The sequence below is a fragment of the Halorhabdus rudnickae genome, from assembly GCF_900880625.1.
Lineage (GTDB): Archaea > Halobacteriota > Halobacteria > Halobacteriales > Haloarculaceae > Halorhabdus > Halorhabdus rudnickae.
Map to the genome: position 1 here is coordinate 57,507 of NZ_CAAHFB010000004.1, position 24,839 is coordinate 82,345.

The following is a 24,839-nucleotide window of genomic DNA, read 5'->3' on the forward strand; positions in this document are numbered from 1 at the left end:
GTCAGGTTCGCCGACGATATACGATTAGTGCCCCACCGAGTAGCGCCACTAGCGCCATCGCGGCTGTGAATCCGGGCCCGCTGGTAGGCGTCGTCTCGGCCGGCGTTTCCGTGCCGGTTTCAGTGACCGTATCGGTCGACGTTCGAGTGGGCGCTTCGCCCGCCTCAACGTCGATCCAGACCGGACTGGTCAACGCCCGGTCGCCCTCCTCGTCGACGACGCGGAAGGCGATCCAGGCGTCGCCTTCGCCCTCGATCGCCACTTGCTCGGAGATGGAATCTTTGGTTCCGTCCACAGAGACGTTCGCGATGACCGTCCCGTTTCGGATCACATGTGCGTACGCGAGGTCGTCTACGTTGCGGACGGTCGCGGACGCTTCGACCGAGGAGTCGGCGGTCGTCGTGACCGTCTCACCGGGGATCTCCTCCTCGACGGTGAACTCCACTGCCGGACCGTACGTTGCGTAGGTGTGACCGTCTTTGACGGCATGGGCCCATTTTTCGGGCGTCACGTCGCCCTCGACATACGCATGCGTACGAGCGGTACCGTACTTCGTCGGGAACGCCTTCCAGTTGTGGTCGTCACTGACCCCGGTCGCCGCGATATGCGTGTACCCCTTGTTCCAGAGGTTGAACAGGCCCTTGACGCTGTTTTTGTCTTCGGGATCGTAGATCCCGTTGTAGGCTTCGATCGCGTCGATCATCTCGAGGTACTGCATGTGCTGGCCGGGGGCCCCAGAGAGGTCGACGAACCGATCGCCGGGGTGGTTGATCTGGAAGACCGTCGCGTTGTGACGTTCGCGGGACTCCTGAATGAACTCGACCAGCGTCCCCTCGGCGTCGATTACTTCCTCGCCGTGCAAGGGATAGGGATTGAAGTGACCGAGATCGCCGGTCGTGATCTCCTCGCTCCGGATGAGCTTGAGCCCGCGTTGCTTGGCCTGACTGCTCAGCGATCCCCAAGCGCCAATGGCGTTGTGGTCGGAGATAAACGCCATGTCGACGCCCGAGGATAGCTGAACGGCCAGGAACATGTCGGTCGGCGTCCGACCGTCGAAGCTCACTCCCGAGTGGGCGTGGGGTTCGACGCCGATCCAGTCTCGCTTGCTCGGATCGAGTTCCTCGGTGATCGTCGCGCTGACGTTAACCGGATTACCGGGCTGGACAGTGATGTTCTTGGTGACGGGCTCGGCGACGTAGTTCGTCCCGTGGTTGAACACTAGCATGTAGTTGCCCGGCGGGAGTCGGAACGACTGCTGACCGACCGGGATCGGCTTCGTGTACACCGTCTGAAGCGTCGTGCCGCTTTCGGACTTGACGGTGATCCGCGCGTCGGTTCGCTCAGTCGTCCCGTCGTGTTCCAGCATCGCAGTGACGTTGACCGGGGCCGGCCCCTCCAGCGAACTGAACCGGACGTTCTCCGTCTCGCCGGCCGTGACGGTCACTGTCTTGGTGTCCGAGGCGGCGAAGCCCTCGGCGTCCGCCTGGAGCGCGTACTCGCCCGCGGGGAGTTTGAGGCTGTACTCTCCGTCTTGAGTGCCGACCGTGTAGGTGTAGGCTTCGCCGTCGTGGTTCACGACGACTTCCGCCTTCGGGACATCTTCGCCTGCGGCCGTTTCAATCGTTCCGGAGACGGTTCCGAGCTCCTCGCCGTGTTGATCGGCGTAATACTCGCTCAGTTGGCTCGTTCCGCCGTGGGCACCGACGTAGAACGCGTAATCGACCTGTGCAGTCTCACCGGCCTCGATACTGTGCTGGAGCCACGGGTCGGCCCACGTCGTCGAAGCGGTGTAGACGTCGAACGATCCCGCGGCACCCCAGACGCCGTAGGTCACGCGATCGCCGGAGAGCGCGGCCCAGGGTTCGGTGAGTGCGGGATTACTGCCGGGACTGGACCGGCCTTCACTGTTGTCGCCGATCCCGGGCAGCCACGTCGAGAGCCCCTCGGAACTCAGCGCGAGGCCACTGAGGAGCTGTTTGCTCTCGTTTGCGGGGTACCGCGTATCGCCGGTGTTCTCCATCGTGGTGTTCACCCAGACGTGCTTGGCACCGGCTTCGAGCACGTACTTGGTCGTGATCGACACGTCGGGGTTCTCCTTGACGTACCCTCTCGCAGTCACGACGGCCGCCCCGTCAGGTCCGGACGCGTTCGTGAGATCGAACGACTCGTAGTCTGCCCAGGCACCGAAGTTGTTGGCCGAAAACTCGGCTACTCCGATCCGGTCGGTGGTCATTCCGTAGGCGGCGGCGTCGTAGATCCCGCCCGGCAACGCACCGAATGGTCCGTTCGTTTTGGTGCCGATTGTGAACGCGACCTCCTTGTTTCGGAGGACGATCGATTCGTTCGTCGACGTTTCGCCGCCCTTGACCGCAAGACCGCGCTCGGCGACAGGCTGATCGGGCTTTTCGAGGTGGCCGGACGCGGCGAGTCATTTCATCGTCCGCATGACGAACCGACGGGAGTCGGTCTGGACGTGTTCCTCCCGCCAGGACTCTTTGATGTAGGAGGTCAACGTCTTCTGGCTCCCGAAGGCGACGACCCGACCGTTCTGCCCGATGTCCCAGGCGGCAGCCCCGCCGACGATCTCTTTGCCGCGCTCGAAGCGCTTTTCGCTGGTGGAATACGTGAATTCGTAGGTGTCCTCGTCGCCGTACAGCAACGGCGACTGCGTCCCTATTCCGCCGTCGCTGACGTTGAGGCCAACGCCGTCGTACTCGATGGTTTCGACGCCGTTCGTGATCGGGTGATCGACGGTGTTGTGCAACAAGACCCGCCAGTCGTAATCTTCGACCGTCGTGTCGGTCGGATCCTGGATGTTCCGTAGCGACGAGTTCGTCTCGCCGTTGAAGTGTAGCCCATACCGGTCCGTGATGGCGTTGATATCTTTGGCCTTCCCACGGAGCGGATCCGTCCATTGGCCAACCGCGAAAAGCGATCCACCGCTTTCGACGTACTCGTGGATCTTCTGCAGTTCGGCTTCCGTGTAGGGGCGTTGGGGAACCGGGATGACGACGACGTCGAACTTCGAGAGATCCGTTGTCGTCAACCCTTCGCCATTACCGGCCTGTTTGGTCGTGACCGCGAACCCGCGCTCGGACAACGCGTTCGCGAACGTCGTCAACGTCGAGCCGCGATGGCTCCCATCGATCAGGACCTCGACGCCCGCTCCACTCCTGTTGAGGTTAGCTGATTCTTCGGACTGTGGACAATCGTCAGACAACTGTCAAGTAACTAGCTCGTTGACAGGTGATTGGTCGATCGCTTGGGTGTCTGTTCCTGATTCGATAGCGACAGTGCTTGCACCAACGCTTCCTGCAAAAACCGACAGCACCAGTATGACGGTGAAGAACACTGCCAGCAGTGACTTTCTACAGACCATCACTGGTATATATAGAATTGATATTTAAAAGTACCTTCGAATTCAACACAATAAAACACCTTGATTATGGGCTATATTACCGATAATATGCTGTCATCGGTAGGTGACGCGGGTACAGTTTCCACACTTTGGGCTCGATCCGCCCGCAAAACGAAGTGATATTCAAATATAAACTACTATAAAAGACTGGTATTGCCCTACTCTTCACCGGACTCGTAGTGTTCGCCGGCTTCGGCCGGTAGGCGCGTGTACCCGACGAACGCGAGTACGATGATGACCGAGACGTACGGTACCAGCCGGATTAGCTCGGTCGGAGCCGGGATGAACGGGATCTGCTGGAGTCGGATCTGTAGGGCATCCAGCCCAGCGAAGAGGATCCCTGCTGCTGCCGTTCCAATCGGGTTGTAGTTACCGAAGAGGTAGGTCGTGATCGCGATGAAGCCGTCCCCGCCGATCATCGTCTGGCCGCTCCCGATGAAGCGACCGGCACGACCGAGGACCAGCCCGGCACCGCCAAGCCCGGAGAGGACCCCCGAGAGGACGACACCGACGTACCGCACGCGGTGGACGTCGACACCAGCGGTATCGAGTGCGGAGGGGTTCTCCCCGCTTGCCTCGATCCATCGACCGAAGCTCGTGCGATTGAGGACGAACCACGAGACGACAATCGTTATCAGCATCAGGAGGACGATCGGGCTCGCGTCGAAGAGGATCGGCCCGAGAACCGGGATTGCAGAGAGTCCCGGAACCGTCACCGTGTTCAGCGTCGCGACGCTCGCGCTGTTGACCGATCCCCAGATGACGATACTGAGGAACGGTCCGAGTCCGAGTCCGACCAGCCAGATGGCGAGGCCGGCGATGATCTGGTCCGCCCGGAACTCGATGACGAGGACGGCAAACACGAACGCGAGGAACGTACTCGCCAGCACGCCGGCGAACAGTCCGAGCCAGACTGTCGACTGGGCGGCGGCCGACCCGCCCGAAACGAGGTGCGTGACCGCAACGGCGGTGAACGCCGAGATAATCAACAGGCCTTCCAGACCGATGTTGATGACACCGCTCTTCTCGGCGAAGATACCGCCCAGCCCGGCGAAGACGATCGGGACGGCGATCCGTAGCGTCGACTCGACGAAGCTGACGTTGAACATGCCGGCGACAGTCGCGGGTCGTGATCCCGGCATCAGGATATTGATCGCCGCACCGAAGATCCCCGCGACGAGGAACACTCCAAAGACGAGTCGCGGAATGCGTCCCACGCTTGCGAACCAGCCGCGAACGCTCGCGAGCGCACTGCCATCGGCCGATGCGCTACTCATTGGCGCCACCTCCGCTCGTCGCAGCAGGGTTCGGTTCGATCCCCAGCCGGTTGCCCAGCATCCGGAAGGCCTCCGGCATTGCGATGAACAGGATGATCATCCCACGGAGAACGGCAACCAGCTCCGGCGGGACGCCCAACTGGAAGTTGATCGCGTTCGACCCGCCCTTCAGGACGCCGAACAGCAGTGCCGCGGGGATGACGCCGATCGGGTTGTTCCCGGCGAGCACCGAGACGGTGATGCCGTCGAACCCGATCGAGGGGACGCCCTGTCGCCACGCGCCGATGACCATCATCGACCACATCGCGCCCGCGATACCGCCGAGCGCGCCCGACAGCGTCATCGTCGAGACGACCATTCGTTCGGCGTTCGCACCACCGTACAGTGCCGCGGCCGCCTGCTTCCCCGAGACGCGCAGGTCGTACCCGAAGCTCGTGTACCGCAGGATGTAGTAGATCCCGGCCGTCGCTACCAGCGCGAGCAAAAGTGCGACGATCGAGAACTGACCGCCCTGGGGGAAGACGATCCCGTTGAGCCGGGCGAAATCCGGGATCGACCGGGTCTTGACGCTCTGGAGCGTCGGATCGGCGAAGTACGCCGAAACGAGGAAAAAGGCCGTCCCAGTGGCGATGGTGTTGAGCATGATCGTCGTGATCACCTCGTTGGCGTCCGCGTAAGCCTTTAGAGCCCCCGGTATCGCGCCGTAGAGCCCGCCGACGATCGCACCGATCAGCAGGCCGAACGGGATCAACAGGAGCGTCCCAACGAGCCCGCCCGGGACAAATGGCGCAACCCAGACCAGCGACAGAGCGGCAGCCAGACCACCTAGGACGAGCTGGCCCTGGACGCCGATGTTGAACAGATCTCCGCGGAAGGCAACGGCGACGGCGAGCCCGGCGAAGATCAATAGCGTCGTCTCCTTCAGGGTCGTCCCCATCGAGAAGTTGATTGGCGACCAGCCCTCGGTGAACAGCCGTGCCGAGTCAAGGTCGAACGGCGAGCCGAAGGCCCCGTTGACCAGCACGGCGAAGATCTCGAGGGGGTTGTACGCTTCCCCGGAGAGATACCCGGCCACGAGGACGATGAGGCTGCTGACGATGACGGCCGTGATCAGTGCAGCAGCGCTTATCAGAATCCGTTCGACGACCGAATTCCCGACGAAAAACTGGAGGAACCGCTGTACTGGAGCGGGATACTGGCGCTTGCTCATTCGTCGCCACCCCCGTATTCGTCGGGCATCTCACCGGCCATCAGCAGGCCGACGTCCCGATCGGTAACTTCCTCGGGATCCACGATGTCCATAATCTCGCCCTCGTAGATGACCGCGAGACGGTCCGAAAGCTGCTGGACTTCGTCGAGCTTCGAGGAGACCAACAGGACGCCCTTGCCCTCGTCGCGAAGCTCGACCAACTGGTCGTGGATGAACTCGATGCTCCCGACGTCGACCCCCCGGGTCGGGTGGGACGCGACGATCACGTCGGGATCCCGGAGGATCTCCCGGCCGACGATGACTTTCTGTTGGTTCCCGCCCGAAAGTGACTCCGAGGCTGTCTCGGCGCTCGGCGTTCGCACGTCGTAGCGGTCGATGATCCGATCGGCGTGGTCACGGGTCGCGCCCCAGTCAACTCGCGGGCCGTTCGTGAAGCCGGGATCGTACTGATTGCCCAGCAGCGAGTTCTCGACGAGATCGAAGTCCATCACGAGCCCGCGTTCCTGGCGGTCCTCGGGGACGAACGACATTCCACGCTCGATGTGTTTTCGCCTGGAAATGTCTGTCACGTCCTCGCCGTTGAACTCGACCGTGCCTTCCTTGGGCTCTTCGAGACCAACGACCGAGTCGACGAGCTGTGACTGGCCGTTGCCGTCGACGCCCGCGATGCCGAGAACCTCACCTTCGTGGACCGTCAGGTCGACTTCGTTGACCTGTCGCACTCCGTCGTCGTTCTCGACGACGAGATCGGAGATCGACAGGGCGGGATTGCCGGCCTGCCGCTCGTCTTTGTCCACTTCGAGCATTACTTCCCGGCCGACCATCAGCTCCGCGAGACTCTCTCGGGTCGCCGTCTCGGGGTCGACCGTCCCGACGTTCGCGCCGTCCCGGAGGACAGTGATGTCATCGGAGATCTCCATCGCCTCGCCGAGTTTGTGTGTGATGAAGATCAGCGTCTTGCCCTCCGCCGTCAGTTCGTCGACGATCCGGAACAGCTCGTCGACCTCCTGGGGGGTGAGCACGGCCGTCGGCTCGTCGAAGATCAACACGTCGGCCCCGCGATAGAGTGTCTTGAGGATCTCGACGCGCTGTTTCTCTCCGACGCTGATATCCTCGACCCTGTCGGTCGGGTCCAGGTCGAAGTTGTACGTCTCACTCAGTTCCCGGACTGCCTCGCGGGCGCTCGCTGCGTCGTACGCGAACCCGCCCCACTTGCGTGGTTCGTTGCCGAGCGTGACGTTCTCGGCGACGGTCATCGTATCGACCAGCATGAAGTGCTGGTGGATCATCCCAATCCCGGCGTCGATTGCGTCCTGTGGCGTCTGGAAGTTTATCTCCTCGCCGTTCAGGTAGACTGTCCCCTCTTCTTGCTGGTAGAGCCCGTACAGGACGTTCATCAGCGTGGACTTGCCCGCCCCGTTCTCGCCCAGCAACGTGTGGACCGAACCACGCTCTACTTCGAGGGTGACTTGGTCGTTCGCGACGACGCCCGGGAACCGCTTGGTGATGTTTTCCATCCTGACCGCCGGACCCGGGTCTGTACTCCCTCCGGTATCGTCCTCCGGTGGTTGTGTCGTTTGTGCCATCGTATCAAATAAATATTATTATCCGACGCGGTCGAGACAGATCAGAGGTCGTCAGGATGAGACGGAACCGTCACGTCGCCATCGATGACAGTCTGACTCTGGGCCTCGATCTCGTCTTTGATCTCCTGTGGGATCTGGTCGCCGATCTCCGTGCCATACAGCAGCGCGATACCCTCTTCTGCGAGTCCGAGTGTCGTGGTCTCGCCGCCGCGGAATTCTCCGTTGATCGCGTTGCCGACCGAAGTGATGACTGCCTCGTCGACCTGTTTGACCATGCTTCCGAGGATCGCCCCGTTGTATTCCGTGAGCGTCTCGGACTGGCGGGCGTCGACGCCGATCCCGAAGGCACCGCGCTCGTAGGCGGCCTGGAGGACGCCGACACCGGTCCCACCTGCGGCGTGGTAGAGGACGTCTGCGCCGTCGTCGATCATCGAGTTGGCGATCGACTGACCGGTACTCGGTTCACTCCAGGAACCGGAGTACGCCACGTTGATCTTGACGTTCTCGTTGACTTGCTTTGCACCGAATCGGTAGCCAGCCTCGAACTTCTTGATTAGCCTCGTTTCTTTCCCGCCAACGAACCCGATCGTGTTCGAGTCTGGGTCCGTTTGACTCGGGCCGGCGGAGAACTCTTGGCTCGTCAACATTCCGGCAAGAATGCCAGCCTGGAACGAACCTTCGTGCTCCTTGAACACATAGTTCGCGACGTTGTCCAGGTCGGTCGTCGCGTCGACGAACGTGAACTTCAGGTCCGGGAAGTCCGGTGCGACTTCCTGGAGGGCGCTCTTCTGGGAAAACCCGATCGCGAAGATCTGGTCGTATTCCGGACTCGACGAGGTCGCAAACTGTCGCTGGAACGTGCTGAACTCGCTCGGAGACTCCGGTTCAGCGTTCTGGAACTTGAGGTTGTACTCTTCCGTGGCCGTCTGGATACCCCGGTGGGCCATGTCGTTGAAGGAATTGTCACCCAGGCCACCAGTCGAGTACACCATTCCGACCTGGTGGGCGTCCCCGCCCGAGGACCCGCCCGTATCGGTGTTTTCGGTGCTGCCGTCGTTGCTGCCGCCGTTGTCGCCGTTACCCGATGGTTCGGTTGTATCGCTACCGTTTCCTGAACAGCCTGCCAGCGAGACACCGATCCCGCCGACCGCAATCCCCTTGATTACTGACCGCCGATCGTAGTTTTGTGACATCAGGCTAGATATCCCGGCTCGAATAGTGATAATAGTTATGCTGTTTCTTTCCTTTTAAGTAGGGGCAATGACTTAAAAGATCACGACCGCTTCTATCTCTCTTGATCCGTGGAAAAAGCCGGTATAGAGAGCCACGGTCATAAATTTCTACTTGAATAATTTGAATTAAATATGGCCGTTCGATTCTGCGGGTTCTCGGTTTCTGCTCGACATCAAGAGCAGGTCTGTCCTCCTGTCGAACACAACCGGCTATAGGCTGCCGTATAAGACGTGATTCCCTCCGGTGGCGACCGGTGGGGTGGGCAGTAGGATGGCGAATGTTATATAAGATTTCAGCATAAAAAAGGTACCACGATGCCTGGAGACAGTGAAGATCCAAACGAAACCGAACAGTATCACCTCGCCGTGGCCCCCGAGGACGTGGCGGAGACAGTCTTGCTCCCTGGGAACCCGGAGCGCATCGAGAAGATCGTGCGGTTCTGGGACGAGCACGAGGAGAAGGCCCACCACCGCGAGTACCGAACCGTCACAGGAACCTACGATGAGGCCCCGATCTCCGTGACTTCGACCGGGATCGGTGGTCCCGGTGCGGCCATTGCGGTCGAGGAACTCGCCCGCGTCGGCGTGGACACGTTCATCCGCGTCGGTTCGTGTGGCTCGATCCGTGAGGAGGTTTCCGTCGGCGACCTCGTGATCACGACCGGCGCGGTCCGCCAGGAAGGGACCAGCAAGGAGTACGTCCGAGAGGACTATCCCGCGACTGCCGACCACGAAGTCGTCTCCGCGCTCGCGGCCGCGGCCGAACGCCTCGACTACAACTACCACCTCGGCACGACCCTGAGCGCGGACAGTTTCTATCCCGGTCAGGGTCGCCCCGGTTTCGAAGACTTCGAGGCTCCCGGCTCGGATCGGCTCGTCGAGGATCTCCGGGAGGTCAACGTCACGAACATCGAGATGGAGGCGAGTGCAATCTTGACGATTGCCAACGTCTACGGCCTGCGGGCGGGCGCGGTCTGTGCCGTCTACGCCAATCGCGTGACCGGCGAGTTCCGGACCGAGAGCGACCAGCGCGCCTCGGAAGTCGCCTCCCTGGCCACGAAGCTCCTCGCGCGTATGGACGAAGTAAAGGCCGAGGCCGGCGTCGACCACTGGCACCCAGGCCTGGAACTGTAAGTACTTGAGAACGGAGCTCAACTCATGAATATGGATCTATTCGGGACGACGGGAATCAGAGGTCCAGTCGCCGAGAAGGTCACCCCTGAACTCGCGCTGTCGGTCGGACGCGCGGCCGGCGAGTTCGGCGAGCAGTTCGTGATCGCTCGTGACGGTCGCCAGACCGGTGTCGCCATCGCAGCCGCGCTCGAAGCGGGCTTGGAGAGTGCCGGGGCGGACGTCGTGCGAGCCGGCATGCTGCCGACGCCGGCACTGGCGTTCGCATCCCGCGGTCGGCACGGCGTGATGATCACAGCGAGTCACAACCCTTCGGCCGACAACGGGATCAAGTTCTTCGTCGACGGCGAGGAGTACACGACCGCCGACGAGGAGCGTATCGAACAGGGTGTCGCGGACGAACTCGCCCCGGCAGACTGGAGCGAATGGGGGCGACAGACCCACGAGGAACCGCTGGCTGGCTACCTCGATGCTGTCGTTGAGTACGCCAGCGAGCACGGCGAGGAACTCGATGGCATGACGATTGCTGTCGACGCCGGTAACGGCGTCGCCGCACTCGGGACTCCGGACGTTCTTCGCCGACTCGGCGCCACGGTACACACGCTTCACGCCAACGTCGACGGCCACTTCCCCGGCCGGCCGAGCAAGCCAACGCCAGAGAACATCACCGACCTGACCCAGTACGTCCGCGAGCGGGACGCAGTCGACCTCGGCATCGCTCACGACGGGGACGGCGACCGGATCGTCGTCGTCGACGAAGCAGGATCGATCGTGCACGAGGATACGATTCTCGCCGTGCTCTCGTCGTACTTCGTCGAGCACAGCGACGCCGCGGATCCGGTCGTGATGACGACGCCGAACGTCTCGGGCCGCGTCGACGAGCAGGTCCGAGCGGCTGGCGGTCGCGTCGAGCGGACCGCACTGGGACTGCTCCACGAGGGGATCGCCGAGGCCGAGGCCGAAGGCCAGGAGACGGCCGTCGCCTTCGCCGGTGAACCCTGGAAGTGTATCCACCCCGAACTAGGGATCTGGACCGACGGCATCGCGACCGCGGCCGTCCTGGCCCGGCTGATCGCCGCCGAAGGGCTAGACACGTTGCTTGCGCCCGTCACCGAACGACCGCTTGAGAAGAAGCCGGTCGACTGTCCTGAGGCGGCGAAAGCCGACGCCATGGATCGTCTCGAGACCGCTCTCCCCGAGCAGTTCCCGGATGGAGACGTCTCTCTCGAATACGGCGTCCGGATCGAACTCCCGGACGCGTCGTGGTTCCTCGTCCGGCCCAGTGGGACCGAGCCGTACATCCGCGTCTACGCCGAAAGCGATGACGCAAAAGCGCTCTTAGCGGACGTGCGGTCGACAGTCAAAGACGCCGTCGACGCAGCTGCTTGAGCTGCCCAGGGACCCAGCAGCCACGCCGTTGCTCATCTGATGACTGTCACCGGAACGGGCGAGCGCCGGACCACCGTTTCGGCAACGCTGCCTAACAAAATTCGCGAGACACCCGAGCGGCCATGGCTTCCCATGACGATCTGGTCGACATCGTGCTCCTGGGCATGTTCGACGATGACGTGCGTGGGTTTGCCCACCTCGATGACGCCTTCGACCTCGATCCCACGCTCGCGGGCTTCGGCCTCGATCTCCTCGAAGCGGTTCTGGGCTTCTTCTTTCTGGCGTTCGTACCACTCTTCGGAGAACGTCGGAATCGAGGCTTGGACGCTGTAGCCCGCGTCTGCGGGGTTGATCACGTGCAGTAGCGTCAGATCGGCTTCGGGGAACTCCGCCATCGCGAAGTCACAGGCCTCGTGGGCCTGTTCGCTGCCGTCGAGCGGGACCAGGATATGCTTGCCCATATCCGGGTGTTCGTCGCCCGGTCCCATCAACGTTCGGTGCCGGCCGGCCCACGCCCCTCCCAGTGGTCCATCCGTTCAATCCCGGCCGTGGCGCGTTACGCACTGGGGCAGGCCGATCAATTCGACGGGTTCGGAGTTATCGGGCGAGTAGACAACCATCTGTCCCTGCTCCATGTAAGGTACCTTCTCTTCGAGGTGCTTTGGGATGTTCACCGCGGAGATTGCGTCCTCGTCTCCCAAATTCAGGACCACGGTGGTATTGATCTGCTTGAAGACGGGATCGGCGATATCCTGGGGATCCTGCGTGATGAGGAACAGGCCCAGCCGTTCCTTGCGGCCCTGTTTGGCGGCGTCGGTGAACTTCCCGATGACCTTCTGGGCCTGAACGCTGTCGGCGTCGGTCAGGAAGTTGTGGGCTTCGTCCATCCCGACGATCAGTGGCGTCTCCTCGATGCGCTCGAAGCTCGGGTCGTTCGAGAGTTTCTCGTCGACGAGCAGCGACGACAGTGCGAGCACGACCGTCTCGGTCGCCCGCGAGTCGTTGATGTGGTAGGTCGGGACGACCGTCAGTCCCCCGGGTCGGACGAACTCGTGGACCAGATCGGTAATCGGGCGGGCATCCTGGTCGAAGATATTGCCGAACCCACGGGCGCGCCGGCGGACCGCGTCGTAGGTCGCCTCATGGACCCGGCCGGTTTCGTCGAGTTCTTCCTTCAGGGCCGGATCGTCGAGGAACGACGTGAACTGATCGTAGGTACCTTCCCGCCCGTATTGGTCGCGGAACATCGGCAGAAGGACGTTCACTAAGGCCCCGTACTGGTTATCGTTGAGGCCGCTGCCAGCGATCAGCCAGGGGTTGTCATAGACCAACGAGAACGGGATGGTAAAGGCGACCTGTTCGGCGCGGTGATGTTCCGCGGAGTAGGTTGCCCCACCGACCTCGGGGACGAACGCCACGGTGTCGTCGTGGCCGCCACAGGCGACGCCCTCGCGTTCACAGCGCCGCCGGAAATCCTCGGACAACTCCCCGTCGTCGTGCATCTGGGCGTACTCGTCCTGGGGATCGAACTGGACGACCGCCGGCCGGACCGTCCGGTCGCTGCCCGTCTCGACGGGGTAGGATCGCTCCTCAGCGAGGAACTGCCGGAGGACGTTCTTCGCGAAGTGGGTCTTCCCGGAGCCAGTCCCGCCGGCGACGAGCGTATGCCGGAAGACGAGCGGATCGCCGGCGTCGTAATCGTCCGTCAGCCGGTAGTCGATCGTCGGCGGCTGAGCGGCCGTCTCGACCTTCTGGCCGCCGACCGAGAGGTGGCCGAGGAAGACTCCCTCGGCGGGGATCTTCAGCCCGGTCTTGATCGCGGAGCGTTCCTCGGCGTGACTGACGACCGTTTCCGGTTTGGGGACGCGGTCGGTCATCCGGCGCTGAAGGTCGCTGTCTTGGGGCTCCGCCGCTCGACTGTCCGAGGCGCTTTTCGCCTCGCTGTCCTCGTCTTCATATAAGATCGCGACGGGTTCCAGCGTCGCGATGAACTTGAAGTCCTGTTCGTCGATGCCGCTCGAACGCATCGCCCGGCGGGCGTGGATTTCGGTCGCGTCGTCGGCCCGGAACTCCCGGGCGTACTCGAGGGCGGTGATCCGACAGAACAGTCGCTCGTCGGTCGCGCTGTCGGGATAGGGCGCGAGCAGGTAGGTCCCGATGCGAACGTCCGCGCGGTTGCCGACAGTGACGTAGGCGCGCAGCCGGGTGTCCTCGCCGTCCTCGCTGATCGTCAGTCCCTGAGCCGCCGAGAGGACGCCGATGCCCCCCTCCTCGCCAGCCGGCGTGACCGACACGGACTCGAAGTCGTCATCGTCGTCGGTCTCCGCCGCAGTCGGCGGCCTGTCGCTGCCATCCGTCGACTCGCCCGTCGGGCGGTCGCGGTCGCCGTCGAATTCAGTGAAGTCCCCGAGGTCGGACATACCTGCCCTCTGTGGGCGAACGGACAAACCCGTTTCCCCGTCGACCCGCCGGGATCGGCCCGTGATAGCTGACCAGACACAAACGTCCTTACCCTGGCCGCCAAAGGCCCGGGCAAATGGCTGCGTGGCTCCGCGCGATGACGTACAACGTTCGTTACGACACTCCCGAGGACGGTGCACACGCCTGGGCGCACCGTCGGGACGCCGTCGCCAGTACGATCCGGTTTCACCGCCCCGACGTGGTCGGGTTACAGGAGCCACTCGATCACCAGCTGGCGTTTCTGGCCGACCGGCTGGAATCCTTCGAGTGGGTCGGCTCGAGTCGCGTCGACGGCGACAGGGAAGGAGAGTATACGCCGATCGGGTACCGTCGGGACCGCTTCGATAGCGTGGCGTCGGGGACGTTCTGGCTCTCGGAGACGCCCGACGAGCCGGGAAGTCTCGGCTGGGACGCCCGTCATCCGCGGATCGTCACCTGGGTTCGGCTTCGTGATCGCTCGACCGGTACGCAGCATCTCCAGGCCAACACGCACTTCTCTCACGAGGGGGCGCGGGCCCGCCAGGAGAGCGCCCAGCTGGTTCTGGATCGACTCGAAGCGCTCGCGGACGGGGAGCCGATCGTCCTCACCGGTGACTTCAACGCCGTCGCGGGCGACCCTGTCTTCGACGTCCTGGTTGGGGCCCGAAAGCGCGACTCGCCGCTACACAGTGCACCGAAGCGATCGTCCGACCCGGCCCACGGTCCGTCGACGTCCCGGACCGATTTCGAGGCCCTTGTCCACGACCGCAAGATAGACCATATCTTTGTAACCGGAGATGTGTCCGTCGGTCAGCACGGAGTCTGCTGTGACTGCTATGACGACGGCCGATATCCTTCCGATCACCTGCCGGTGTTGGCGGAACTCGATCTCTCTGGCGAGACCACACGCACCCGCTCCGGGGAGGCCCAACGGGGTCGTACCGGGGATTGAAACCGCGAGGGACGGCCCACTTTTGTTCATGGGCCGCTTCTCTCTCACTATGTTGCTCATCCGCGCTCGAGCAGGTGGCACGGAACTGACTGGGACGCTGTACGAACGCGGTGAGACGGCACCGAGTTACGAGGGTGCCGCGGATGTCCAAGCGCCGTACGTCTGGGTCTGTGACGCCTTCTACGAGGTCGAGAGTGGTGGGACTGTCCAGCGGATCGACGACCGCGACGTCAACGTCGCCTTCGAGTCACCCACGCCTCGTGGATTCGAAACGCGCGAGCGCGCAATCGAGGCGGCCCAGGAACACCTCCGAACCCAGTTCGGTCGCGTCGGCGTGTCCGCATCGGCGGTCGAGATCGAACGCGAAACGATCGATGGTGACGTTCGGAGTGACGACGAAAGGAACGACGCTTGAGCGACTGACTGACCGATAGTGTGTGCTCGATCGGAGAGCGCCATGACCGCACCGCGAGAAAGTCTGCACACTGCTTGGGACCGAGACCGACCAACTCTGTGATGAAGTCGCGATCGTGAATCACCAATACCGCGACCTCGCCACGAGGCAACTGAAGGCTGCTATGCGAAGTGAGTCGTTTCCGCTGTCCCTGCCTGGCAGACAAATCGCTTTCCGGCGTTGTGCTTAGCTATGCTTACAGAGTTTGACAGACCACAGATGTCGTTCCCAGCCGTAGAGATCCGTTTGTTCCCTTTCAGACGTTATTACAGGGCGTTCGCGACGACCACCAGTTACACGAAACGACTGCTGATGAGTGGAGCACGAGAGAAACCATCTTGCATATCTTATCAAACAGTACCGTCATCATTCCCCCGTCGCGACTGTCATCGTGGCATAGTAGAACCTATCTCTGCTCTATACAGCTTCTTCACTCCCGCTGAGCCGCCGAGCATATAATTCCAAACCTGCATCCATATGTTACCTTAATTTGAATATAATATGATCAAGCGAGTGCGTTCGAACCATCAGTTACGTTAGAAATAACGGCGCACTTTTCGAGTCAGGAGCTGTCTGGGGACCTCATCGATCGCCGTCGTTGCCTTGGTGAGTGAACCAACCCAACGGTCGGTAAGAGCGTTTGTGGTCCTATTTCTCAGTCTTCGACTTGATGCAACTCTTGGTGCATACGCCGGTAGCGTCACGAAGTAGGGCTGTCACGAGCCGCTAGGTCCATGACAACCGGTGGCGTTTACTCACGCGTGTGAGTCAGGTTGGCGCACCTTCGGATGCTTTATATCCGAAATCACTCGCCCAGTGGCAATAGCGATTGGCTTGAGTCAGCTTCTGTGGCGTGCGAGCGGATGTCCCGCTAGTTGCTGGTGCTTGGCATTCGCCCGTGGTTGACCGAAGTATCATTTTTAAGTAGAGCGTCGTGATTTTGGTATTTTGGTACCGGGCAATCGCGCAAAGTCGCCCACGAGTGGGTGCAAAAAACCGATCGACAGCCAGTCAGTAGGTATCCGTCGCATCAGACCGCACTCGCGGAACCAGTAATTCGAAAACGAACGAATCACCACACATTTCGCCGCATTCGACGACTTCGACCGCGTGGACCAGTATTTCCTGGAAGAATTCCACGAGAAACGCGAGACCCCATCCGCTGTGTGTCTCTTCGACAGAGACCGTCATCCACAGGCTGTGCCACAACGACTCAAGCTCCGGTTACAGGTTGCAGCGGCGGAAAATCGGAACTGCATAAAATATACGTTTCATGATCAAATTTCGAACTCATTGTTCTCAAATCACTTGAGTCGCGCCGAACCAGAAATGGTGTGCAAGTTGCATAAGAAGTCCTCATAGTGCTATAATCGCCATATGAGACACGACTACCGGATCACTGCCACGACCACTGCGAAGAGAGACGAAATTATGCCGTTAACGTGCTATAAATTGGTTTCTCGACGCATATGTGGACTAGTTCTCAGCTATTGGGGTAACTAAAATACCAGATTTATATATTGTGTTTAAAATTGGTGGTTTTGTTGCAGGGTCGAAGTCCGGGTCGCCTCAGCTCCACCGGCGTCCGCTGACCCCTATAGTGAGTATGTACGACTGCAATCGGTGGCAGCAAGAGTACATTTCCCAGCAAAAGGCTCCGCCGGTAGTTGCCCGAGCGTGTAAGTTAATTCTTGTATAATGTGTATATAATTTGAGGACCTATTGATAACCCGTCGGAGTGTGGTTCGGAATCCACTTGGAATAACATACGTACACTTGTTATTTGTATCGTTCCGATCAGTCGTCGAAGCGTGTCGACGGTGATCGTACATACCGCCCAGGTTCGATCTGTTCGGATCGTTAAGGAGTGTAATCGTGGTGCACAGTCATCTGTTGGCAACCACGGTATATGACCAAGTGACAATCCGATTGCGGATCGCGTCCGGCAGGTTTCGACCGGAATCTTGGGCCTCGCCTCCCTTCTGGCTGGTTTCTTGCCTGGTAGCTCATGCTATTTCTTCATCGGGGTGTATAATCAACTGCAACGATTATGCACAATGTCTGGCCACTAAAATGCCCATTTCAATTATCTTTTGTGTTTTCTATGGCGATATTTTTGATATTCTTTACTTATTTGTACGCGCGATCTGAATACAGGCGATGCTGGCACTTACAGACACCATAGTCGAGTGCAATTCAATTTACAATGTACTGCACACATCCTGGTCGCTGGACCAGGATTTATGAATGCTTTCACGCACTGGCGTTCGAGCGTGCCGCGTGATTAACCAGTAGGTTTTAATGTTATTAACGACAACCCGATTCTCATGCCGGGTTCACAGTCACATTCAGAGATCAGAGAGGGATGTACCGTTATCGAAAAAATGGTCGAGGATAGGGAACCACTCGCTGGTCTCTCGGATCGCATCGACCAGGTTGATAGCGTGTACTTCGTCGGCTGCGGTTCGTCGTACTGGACCGGAGTTATCGGACAATACCTCTTGTTCGACGTTGGCATCGACGCGCGCGTCGAGTTTGCATCCGAATTCGCGTCTGCACACTTCCCGGTCGACGATCAGACATTGGTCGTTGGCCTATCCCAGTCCGGTGAGACAACCGAAACTGTACAAGCTATCGAACTTGCAGCCACACGCGGCGCTCAGACGGCTGCCATTACGAACAGTGCTGATTCGACATTGGACCGAATCACCGACGTCTCGTACGTGATTCCCGCGGGTACGGAAGAGGCTATTATGGCAACGAAGTCAGTTGACGGTGCAGTTACCGCGATGTACCTGATTGCAGACCGGCTCAGCTCGACCTCCCACGACCTCTCTACGGCGGCCAAAGAGTCCCGGAAGGCTCTCGATGTCGACATCTCGGCAGCCGTCGACCTTCTCGAAACAGCTGACCGATTGTATACTCTCGGATCTGGTAGCTACTATGGGTTGGCTGGCGAAGCAGCAACGAAGTTTGCAGAGTCGACGCTTCAACACGCGACGCCGTTACCGACTCTTGAGATCGGACACGGGCCGATAGCCAACGTGAATGGTGACTTGGCCTTGCTGTTTGCAATGGGTGACGTTGAGCCGACAATCCACCAGCACATGATCGAGAACTTACATGAGGCAGGTGCGGAAACACTCGTCATTCATCCGGCCGAGGAGTCATATCGAGCAACGGCTTCAATCCCGCTTGCAACATCGTCGACTGTCCTCAAGCCGCTGAAGATCACCCAGCGGCTCGCATACAACGGTGCGATGTCGCTCGGATACGATCCGGACAATCCACCCCAGCTGTCGAAGCACGTAGAAATATCTGCATTCGACTCGCTCCAGTAGTATGGTCGATAATTCACTCAAACTGTTTGCAGGCACGGCTTGTACACCCGAGTATGCATACGAGAATGCAATTATTGACATTGTTGGTTCCGAAATCAAAGACGTCTCTGAGGCGTGTTCTTCGAATGATGCCGACGTCGTCGTTTCCGACGGCATTGCTGTCCCCGGGTTCGTCGACCTTCACACTCACGGGTACGGCGGCCACTACACGACGACGGACGATCCCGAGTCGTTCCATGGCCTCACAGACGCGATCACCCAACACGGTGTGACAACGGTCTATCCGACGACAATGTCCGCTTCTCAGGAGACGCTTCTGGAGACTGCCCACGCCTTCGCGTCCGCGTCCGAGAGTGGGTTCGACGGGGCCAAACTCGAGGGATTGCATCTCGAAGGTCCGTACTTTCCGCCGGGTGACCAACAAGGTGCCCAGGATCCGGAGGTGTTTCGCGAGCCCAGCATTTCGGAACTCACTGCGTTGAAGGACGCTTCGGGGAACCGCATTTCCCGGCTCACGCTTGCCCCGGAGTTAGACGGGGCGTTTCCAGTCATCGACTGGGCGCGCGAGCACGGAATCGTCGTTTCAGCGGGACATACCGGTGGCACGTACGACCGGACAGTGCAGGCCTTCGACCGTGGTATCTCGCTGGTCACTCATCTATACAACGGGATGAAGCAACTCCATCACCGCAATCCTGGTCCTCTTGGAGCATCCCTTGCTGAACCGGCGGTCGGTGTCGAATTGATCGCTGATCTCCGGCACGTACACCCTGCCGCCATCGAACTTGCATTTCGTGCCAAAGACGAGGATGCACTGGTCCTCGTGACTGATTCGATCCCACAGACAGGGCTACCTGACGGCGAGTACTCCCTTGGTGGCAAACCGATCGTCGTCGAAGACGGACAAAGTAGGCTGAAATCGACCAACCGTCTCGCTGGAAGTACACTGACTATGGACACGGCTGTACGCAATCTCGTTGACGAAGTGGGTCTCTCCTTTGAGATCGCCGTTCGTGCCGCCTCGACGAATCCCGCCACGCAGATGGGACTGTCCCGGCGTGGCCGACTGAAACCTGGGTACGCTGCCGATATTACGGTCCTCGATTCCGAGTACTCTCCTGTGTTGACTATTGTCGACGGTGATGTCGTCTATCGAGCATCCTCGCGTAAGTGATATCGTGTCACAACCGGATCCGGCAATTATATAAATCATTAATTTGAATGTACGGTCGCATATGGCGGACAAAGTCAGGAGCAGCAACCGTCGACGGTTTATCCAGAGCGTCGGTCTCGGAAGCGTCGTGGCGCTTGCTGGATGCGGGAGCAACAGTACGACCGAACAACAGACTGATGGCGGTGGGGTGACGGATACGAAATCAAATGCCGTGACGACTCTGCAAGTCCGGCATTTCGTCAACGATCACCTCGAAGCATTCTACGAGAAGCACAACCCCATCCTGAAAAAAGAACACGGCATTGAGGTTGATTTCGAGACGATGGGATGGGACGTTGCACGCCGGAAGCAAAACAACAGCATCTCGACCCGGACGGGACCTGATGTCGAAGAGATTGCTTCGACGTGGCTCCCCAAACAGGTCAAATCCGATGGGTGGATGGACCTCGGTCAGGCTGGTGTCGAACTGCCAACCGACGATATTTACGATGCCCCGACCGAAATTGGGAACTTTGACGGTGTTACCGCTGGATTCCCTTGGTTTTGGGGGCCTCGAGGACACGTTTACCACCAGCCATTGCTTGAGGAAGCAGGTATCAGTGGCTCACCAGAATCCTGGGACGAACTCCTCTCCCATGCGAAAAAATACAACAAACAAGCCCAAGCGTGGGAAAAAGAGGGACACAATACTCGATATCTCTTTGGCATCCCTGGTGCAAACAATTTCGCCGTCGTTCAGTACTATATGATGTTCGTTTGGCAAAATGGTGGGCAGATGCTCAAAGATGGGAAAGCGGTATTCGACAGCGACAGGGCTGTCGAAGCGATGAACTTCTACAAAGATCTCGCGACCGAGCACAACGTCTCTCCTAAATCCATGGTTGAGTGGAACGGTGTTGCCAGAAACAACGCGTTCAAGAGCAAACGTATTGCCAGTACATGGCAAGGACTCCGGGTTGCCAACAGTATCGAGACGGAGTTGGGCGTCGGGAGGCCGCCTGCTGGACCGAACGGTGAATCATCTACTTTCTTCGGTGTCAATCTCATGGGCATTCATCCGTGGACGGACAAGACTGACGCCGCTGCGACGTACCTGAAGTACCTGATGAAGCCAAAGGTAAACGCCGAACTGGCGAAAGGGTCCGGGTTCCTTCCGACCATCAAATCATCATTCGAGAAAGAAGAGTTCCAGGGAGACCTCTATCAAACGTTCAACAACGAAGTGTTGAATAATACGAATGCCAAGACCGCACCGCAGGTCGTTGGTTGGGGTGACGTCTCCGGTGCAATCAAAAGCGCGACGACCGACATTCTGACGAAAGCCGCGACGGGTACGTGGTCGAAGGGAGATACCGAAACGGCTCTGAAACAAGCCGCAACGCAGGCCAACAGCGCACTTGGGAATTAGCTTTGTTCGTTCGGCCATCGGGCCACGGTGACCGACTTGAGCCGTCATGTGGTTTTTGGGGTATCCATACCGCCTCGTTCTCGGGAGTTCTACATACGCAATTTCGGTTACGGTCGACGCAAGCGCCCTGTGTCGGTCCGCCGGAGACAAAAACAAATAAATACTATGAATAGGAACCGAATGCGTATGGTGCCAACAGTGCATCGGGCCATCATACAAAAACTCAGAGGATGGCTTCCGTCGGTTCACGTACCGTACTTCAGTTCCTTGTCAGCCAACAAACGCTTCGCGCTCAAGTTGATTGGCCCTGCGCTGTTGTTGATGCTTTTCGTTCACGGGATACCGGTCGTACTCGGTCTCGTGATGAGCTTCTTCGAGTTCCCGTCGTTAGTGTATACCGAGTGGTTCCGTCCGGAGACGTTCATCGGGATTTCCCATTACGTCAAAGTGTTCCAGCCCGACACGATTTACGGCGCGCAGTTCTGGAACTCGTTGAAAGTGACTGTCCTCTATACAGTCGGCACTGTTGTCGGGGTGTACACTCTCGGCTTGATCGCAGCGCTGGCCCTCAACACTGACTTTCGCGGTCGACTCGCTGCCAGGACGGCGATTTTGGTACCGTACGTTGCGCCGGTCGTTGCGACGTATCTCACCTGGCAGATGATGTTCCGGACGGACACTGGAATTATCAACGCGGTGCTGCGGGAGGTCGGCCTCATCGAGGACTCGCTGTTTTGGCTGCTCGGTCCAAATTCGCTGTTTGCTATCATCATCGCCAACGTCTGGCGCAACTTCCCGTATGCAGCCATCATGCTCTATGCGGGCTTGCAATCGATTCCGGAACAACTGTATGAGGCCGCTGAAGTCGACGGTGCTGGCTGGTGGGGCAAGTTCCGGTACGTTACGCTCCCACAGCTCAAGCCCGTCTCTGCGGTCATCCTCCTCTTGTTGGTCCTCTGGACGTTCGTCAACTTTACCACGCCGTACGTCATTCTCGGCGGGTCGCCGAGCGACTCGGGCAACGTTTTAATGTTGCTCATCTATAACTTCGGATTCTCACAGAGTAACTATGGGATCGGTGCAGCCCTCAGTGTGATGCTGTTCTTGTTCTCGATGTCGATCGCTTACATCTACTATAAGCGTGTTGTCGCCAGCAGCTACGATGGAGGTGCTATCTAACGTGCTCGATTCAATCCAAAGTAAGGAAAACGAAGACGGACTGCTCCCAGAGGAGATGCAACTCTCGACGCACGGAAAACAGCTTCTGATGACTGCCCTCTCGCGGACAGTTATCCTTCTGTTGTTGACTTTCGCGTTGTTCCCCATCTTCATGATGGTCATCTCGTCGTTCAAGTCCCGGACCGAGATCATGCGGGTCGGTATCAGTGTTTTCCCGGAGCAGTTCCGCCTGGAAAACTATCTTCTCATGTTCGAGCAGTTCCCGTTGATGCGGTACTACATGAACGGACTGATCATGGCCGGTGCTGCGACGATACTCTCGCTATTGATCGGCGGATTAGCGGCATACTCGCTGTCACGGTATAGCTTCCCCGGGAAGGGGAAATTCGAGATGTTCGCCCTCGGAACTCAGATGATCCCCGGTGTGTTGATTCTCATTCCGATGTTTCTGGTGTTTATCCTCATCGAGCAGGGAGCCAGTATCCCGATGAAAGACACGTATTACGGGATGATATTCCTCTATACAACGTTCACGGTCCCGTTCACCATCTGGATGCTTCGGGGCTACTTCGACACGATCCCCGAAGCGTTGGAGGAAGCTGCGCGCATCGACGGCTGTACGCGCGTTGAAGCGCTGTTCAGAATCATCATGCCACTTGCTGCCCCGGGCATGGCAGCGACCGCGATGTTCGTCTTCCTGCTTGCGTTCAATGAGGTTCTGTTCTCCTCTGTCCTCGCAAACGATCCCGTCACTCCGTTCTCGATCGGAATCCAGCGGTTCCAACAGCAAGACCAGACGCTCTGGGGTCAGATGATGGCCGCATCCTCTCTCGCAACGGTACCACTGCTGGTCATCTTCGTCGCTTTCCAGCGACAGATCGTCTCCGGTCTCACTTCCGGCAGCGTCAAACAGTAACACCTCGGCCGGAGGCGGAATTACCGTTGCTGTGCGACATGAGGTTTTATTAGCTTTCAGGTGTCACTCGCCGTCATGGTCGCTCATAACGTGTCCGAGCAGTCTATCGAGCAGAAAGTCGGTCAGTTATTCATCGCGGGTTTTGAAGGAGCAACACCGACAGAATCGATTCGAAATCTTATCACAGAGTACAATCTCGGCGGCGTAATCTATTTTAGCCGGAATATTGACACACCTGACCAGGTTACTGAACTCTCGACGACGTTACAGTCGATTGCAACTAGTGAGAAAGCGAAGGGGCAGCAACCACTGCTCATCGCAACGGATCAGGAGGGTGGGGTCGTTTCCCGACTCGACTGGGGTTCACAACTTCCAAGCCAAATGATGCTGGGCGCATGCGGTGACGCCGATCTCGCTACCCGTGCTGGGGCGGCAGTTGGAGCCGAACTTCGCAGCCTCGGTATCACGATGAATTTAGCCCCGGTCCTGGATGTCAACAACAATCCGGACAACCCCGTTATCGGCGTCCGATCGTTCGCTGAGGATCCAGATGTGGTATCCGAACTCGGGACAGCGATGGCTCTTGGGATGCAGTCCGCAGATGTTCTCGCCTGCGGGAAGCATTTTCCTGGCCACGGTGATACGGCGACGGATTCTCATCTCGGCCTCCCGGTTGTCGATCACGACCGGCAACGACTCGACAGCATCGAATTCGTCCCGTTCCGTGCGGCTATCGAAGGCGGTATCGACGCTATCATGACGACACATGTCGCATTTCCGGCGATCACCGGCTCGGCTGAACTGCCAGCAACCGTTTCGAAAACGGTCCAGACGGGGCTCCTTCGTGAGCAACTGGGTTTCGATGGTCTGATCGTCACTGATTGTCTCGAAATGGACGCGATCGCCGGTGATATCGGCGTCGCCGAAGGAGCGATCCAGGCAGTCGAAGCCGGCTGTGATCTGGTTATGGTATCACATACGCCCCAGCGACAACGGGCGGCTATTGAGGCCGTTATCGAGGCTGTGCGTGCCGGACGGATCTCCGAGGCTCGAATCGACCGATCGCTCGAACGTATTCTCTCGTACAAGTCACAACGCGATGTCGGGGCACCGAACGACATCGAACAGTCATGGAAAGACACTGCAGCCGTGTCGAGCGAGGTAGCTGACCGGATCGCCCGGTGTGGCGTTACGTGCGTTCGTGACGATAGTGGATTGCTCCCGTTTGATCGCTCCCGGCCGGTGGACGTGGTTGGCTTTCCTGGAGACCGTGGATCGAACGCCGAGGACGGCAGATATTCACCCACCCTCGTCTACGATGCACTCTCGAGGGCGGGATTTGACGTCCGCTCACGGACTGTCTCTCGTGAGGAAGCATCCACTGACGCACCGATCGACGAAATCGATCAGTTGCTCGTCGTCACCTACGACGCACGGGACAACGACTGGCAAGCTGCGTACGTCCAGTCACTTCTCGAAGACGCTCTTGACCCGGTCGTTCTCGCTGTCCGAAACCCCTACGACCTCATGGCCTTTCCCGACGTCGGGACGTACCTGACCACGTATGGATACTCGCCAGCGGCGCTGGATGCCGTGTCGGCGGCTCTTGCCGGGGATGTCGATCCGACACGTGTGGCACCTGTCGCACTCTCAGAGCAGACCTGAGGGCGAGCATTGCAGCGTTGATCGAATCCGGATGTGTTTGGGTGTCATTGGTCGATACTTTCCGTCGG

General features: G+C 59.4%; 18 protein-coding genes. 10 read left to right on the forward strand and 8 right to left on the reverse strand.

The window, feature by feature from the left end; genetic code table 11:
* Nucleotide 1: 1 nt before the first annotated feature.
* From BN2694_RS12530 to BN2694_RS12550, 6 genes are all read right to left on the reverse strand, one after another.
* Complete coding sequence (locus BN2694_RS12530; protein ID WP_342210811.1) at nucleotides 2-2,269, reverse strand: CehA/McbA family metallohydrolase; 2,268 nt, start codon at nucleotides 2,267-2,269, stop codon at nucleotides 2-4.
* Between the two features lie 159 nt (nucleotides 2,270-2,428).
* Nucleotides 2,429-3,220 (reverse strand): Gldg family protein, encoded by a 792-nt coding sequence (locus tag BN2694_RS18040; protein WP_342210812.1) that lies wholly within the window; start codon nucleotides 3,218-3,220, stop codon nucleotides 2,429-2,431.
* A 356-nt stretch (nucleotides 3,221-3,576) separates the two neighbouring features.
* Nucleotides 3,577-4,695 carry an ABC transporter permease gene (locus BN2694_RS12535; protein WP_135666015.1) on the reverse strand — a complete coding sequence of 373 codons (1,119 nt, stop codon included), beginning with the start codon at nucleotides 4,693-4,695 and terminating at the stop codon, nucleotides 3,577-3,579.
* Nucleotides 4,688-5,905, reverse strand: coding sequence for an ABC transporter permease (locus BN2694_RS12540; protein WP_135666017.1), 1,218 nt, complete (start codon nucleotides 5,903-5,905; stop codon nucleotides 4,688-4,690). The genes BN2694_RS12535 and BN2694_RS12540 overlap by 8 nt, the downstream gene beginning before the upstream one ends.
* A complete protein-coding gene (locus BN2694_RS12545; protein WP_167880030.1) occupies nucleotides 5,902-7,491 on the reverse strand; it encodes an ATP-binding cassette domain-containing protein in 1,590 nt (529 codons plus the stop codon). The genes BN2694_RS12540 and BN2694_RS12545 overlap by 4 nt, the downstream gene beginning before the upstream one ends.
* Nucleotides 7,492-7,532: 41 nt before the next feature.
* The gene (locus BN2694_RS12550) at nucleotides 7,533-8,684 is read right to left on the reverse strand and encodes a BMP family lipoprotein (RefSeq protein ID WP_135666019.1); all 1,152 of its coding nucleotides are present in this window, start codon (nucleotides 8,682-8,684) and stop codon (nucleotides 7,533-7,535) included.
* A gap of 354 nt (nucleotides 8,685-9,038) precedes the next feature.
* Here BN2694_RS12550 and BN2694_RS12555 point away from each other — a divergent pair, with 354 nt between their 5' ends.
* Both BN2694_RS12555 and BN2694_RS12560 read left to right on the forward strand, forming a co-directional pair.
* Complete coding sequence (locus BN2694_RS12555) at nucleotides 9,039-9,857, forward strand: nucleoside phosphorylase (RefSeq protein WP_135666021.1); 819 nt, start codon at nucleotides 9,039-9,041, stop codon at nucleotides 9,855-9,857.
* A 30-nt stretch (nucleotides 9,858-9,887) separates the two neighbouring features.
* Nucleotides 9,888-11,243, forward strand: a complete 1,356-nt coding sequence (locus BN2694_RS12560; protein ID WP_135666430.1) for a phosphomannomutase — start codon at nucleotides 9,888-9,890, stop codon at nucleotides 11,241-11,243.
* Between the two features lie 32 nt (nucleotides 11,244-11,275).
* Here BN2694_RS12560 and BN2694_RS12565 read toward each other — a convergent pair whose 3' ends face one another.
* The gene (locus tag BN2694_RS12565; protein ID WP_135666023.1) at nucleotides 11,276-11,704 is read right to left on the reverse strand and encodes a universal stress protein; all 429 of its coding nucleotides are present in this window, start codon (nucleotides 11,702-11,704) and stop codon (nucleotides 11,276-11,278) included.
* Nucleotides 11,705-11,779: 75 nt separating this feature from the next.
* Entirely contained in the window at nucleotides 11,780-13,663 is a 1,884-nt protein-coding gene (locus BN2694_RS12570; RefSeq protein WP_135666025.1) for an ATP-binding protein, read from the reverse strand.
* Between the two features lie 116 nt (nucleotides 13,664-13,779).
* Here BN2694_RS12570 and BN2694_RS12575 point away from each other — a divergent pair, with 116 nt between their 5' ends.
* The 8 genes from BN2694_RS12575 to nagZ all read left to right on the forward strand — a co-directional run bounded on the left by BN2694_RS12575 (nucleotide 13,780) and on the right by nagZ (nucleotide 24,771).
* Nucleotides 13,780-14,634: an endonuclease/exonuclease/phosphatase family protein gene (locus BN2694_RS12575; protein ID WP_135666027.1), complete on the forward strand. Its 855-nt coding sequence runs from the start codon at nucleotides 13,780-13,782 to the stop codon at nucleotides 14,632-14,634.
* Nucleotides 14,635-14,683: 49 nt separating this feature from the next.
* Complete coding sequence (locus BN2694_RS12580) at nucleotides 14,684-15,049, forward strand: DUF7113 family protein (RefSeq protein WP_135666029.1); 366 nt, start codon at nucleotides 14,684-14,686, stop codon at nucleotides 15,047-15,049.
* A gap of 2,366 nt (nucleotides 15,050-17,415) precedes the next feature.
* Nucleotides 17,416-18,429 carry an SIS domain-containing protein gene (locus BN2694_RS12585; protein WP_135666031.1) on the forward strand — a complete coding sequence of 338 codons (1,014 nt, stop codon included), beginning with the start codon at nucleotides 17,416-17,418 and terminating at the stop codon, nucleotides 18,427-18,429.
* A gap of 1 nt (nucleotide 18,430) precedes the next feature.
* Nucleotides 18,431-19,603 (forward strand): N-acetylglucosamine-6-phosphate deacetylase, encoded by a 1,173-nt coding sequence (gene nagA, locus BN2694_RS12590; protein ID WP_135666033.1) that lies wholly within the window; start codon nucleotides 18,431-18,433, stop codon nucleotides 19,601-19,603.
* A gap of 61 nt (nucleotides 19,604-19,664) precedes the next feature.
* Nucleotides 19,665-21,011: an extracellular solute-binding protein gene (locus tag BN2694_RS12595; protein WP_135666035.1), complete on the forward strand. Its 1,347-nt coding sequence runs from the start codon at nucleotides 19,665-19,667 to the stop codon at nucleotides 21,009-21,011.
* 318 nt (nucleotides 21,012-21,329) lie between these two features.
* Complete coding sequence (locus tag BN2694_RS12600; RefSeq protein WP_135666432.1) at nucleotides 21,330-22,190, forward strand: carbohydrate ABC transporter permease; 861 nt, start codon at nucleotides 21,330-21,332, stop codon at nucleotides 22,188-22,190.
* Nucleotides 22,191-22,245: 55 nt separating this feature from the next.
* A complete protein-coding gene (locus BN2694_RS12605) occupies nucleotides 22,246-23,106 on the forward strand; it encodes a carbohydrate ABC transporter permease (protein WP_394346587.1) in 861 nt (286 codons plus the stop codon).
* Nucleotides 23,107-23,181: 75 nt separating this feature from the next.
* A complete protein-coding gene (gene nagZ / locus BN2694_RS12610; protein ID WP_135666039.1) occupies nucleotides 23,182-24,771 on the forward strand; it encodes a beta-N-acetylhexosaminidase in 1,590 nt (529 codons plus the stop codon).
* The last annotated feature ends 68 nt before the right edge of the window (nucleotides 24,772-24,839 follow it).

What these genes read in the sequence shown, in the direction of transcription:
- BN2694_RS12605 (WP_394346587.1), top strand. Translation starts at nt 22,246, where the DNA reads ATGCAACTCTCGACGCACGGAAAACAGCTTCTGATGACTGCCCTCTCG.
- BN2694_RS12545 (WP_167880030.1), bottom strand. Translation starts at nt 7,491, where the DNA reads ATGGCACAAACGACACAACCACCGGAGGACGATACCGGAGGGAGTACA.
- BN2694_RS12565 (WP_135666023.1), bottom strand. Translation starts at nt 11,704, where the DNA reads ATGGGCAAGCATATCCTGGTCCCGCTCGACGGCAGCGAACAGGCCCAC.
- BN2694_RS12550 (WP_135666019.1), bottom strand. Translation starts at nt 8,684, where the DNA reads ATGTCACAAAACTACGATCGGCGGTCAGTAATCAAGGGGATTGCGGTC.
- BN2694_RS12580 (WP_135666029.1), top strand. Translation starts at nt 14,684, where the DNA reads ATGTTGCTCATCCGCGCTCGAGCAGGTGGCACGGAACTGACTGGGACG.
- BN2694_RS12560 (WP_135666430.1), top strand. Translation starts at nt 9,888, where the DNA reads ATGGATCTATTCGGGACGACGGGAATCAGAGGTCCAGTCGCCGAGAAG.
- BN2694_RS12575 (WP_135666027.1), top strand. Translation starts at nt 13,780, where the DNA reads ATGGCTGCGTGGCTCCGCGCGATGACGTACAACGTTCGTTACGACACT.
- BN2694_RS12535 (WP_135666015.1), bottom strand. Translation starts at nt 4,695, where the DNA reads ATGAGTAGCGCATCGGCCGATGGCAGTGCGCTCGCGAGCGTTCGCGGC.
- BN2694_RS12555 (WP_135666021.1), top strand. Translation starts at nt 9,039, where the DNA reads ATGCCTGGAGACAGTGAAGATCCAAACGAAACCGAACAGTATCACCTC.
- BN2694_RS12540 (WP_135666017.1), bottom strand. Translation starts at nt 5,905, where the DNA reads ATGAGCAAGCGCCAGTATCCCGCTCCAGTACAGCGGTTCCTCCAGTTT.
- nagZ (WP_135666039.1), top strand. Translation starts at nt 23,182, where the DNA reads ATGGTCGCTCATAACGTGTCCGAGCAGTCTATCGAGCAGAAAGTCGGT.
- nagA (WP_135666033.1), top strand. Translation starts at nt 18,431, where the DNA reads ATGGTCGATAATTCACTCAAACTGTTTGCAGGCACGGCTTGTACACCC.
- BN2694_RS12585 (WP_135666031.1), top strand. Translation starts at nt 17,416, where the DNA reads ATGCCGGGTTCACAGTCACATTCAGAGATCAGAGAGGGATGTACCGTT.
- BN2694_RS12595 (WP_135666035.1), top strand. Translation starts at nt 19,665, where the DNA reads ATGGCGGACAAAGTCAGGAGCAGCAACCGTCGACGGTTTATCCAGAGC.
- BN2694_RS12570 (WP_135666025.1), bottom strand. Translation starts at nt 13,663, where the DNA reads ATGTCCGACCTCGGGGACTTCACTGAATTCGACGGCGACCGCGACCGC.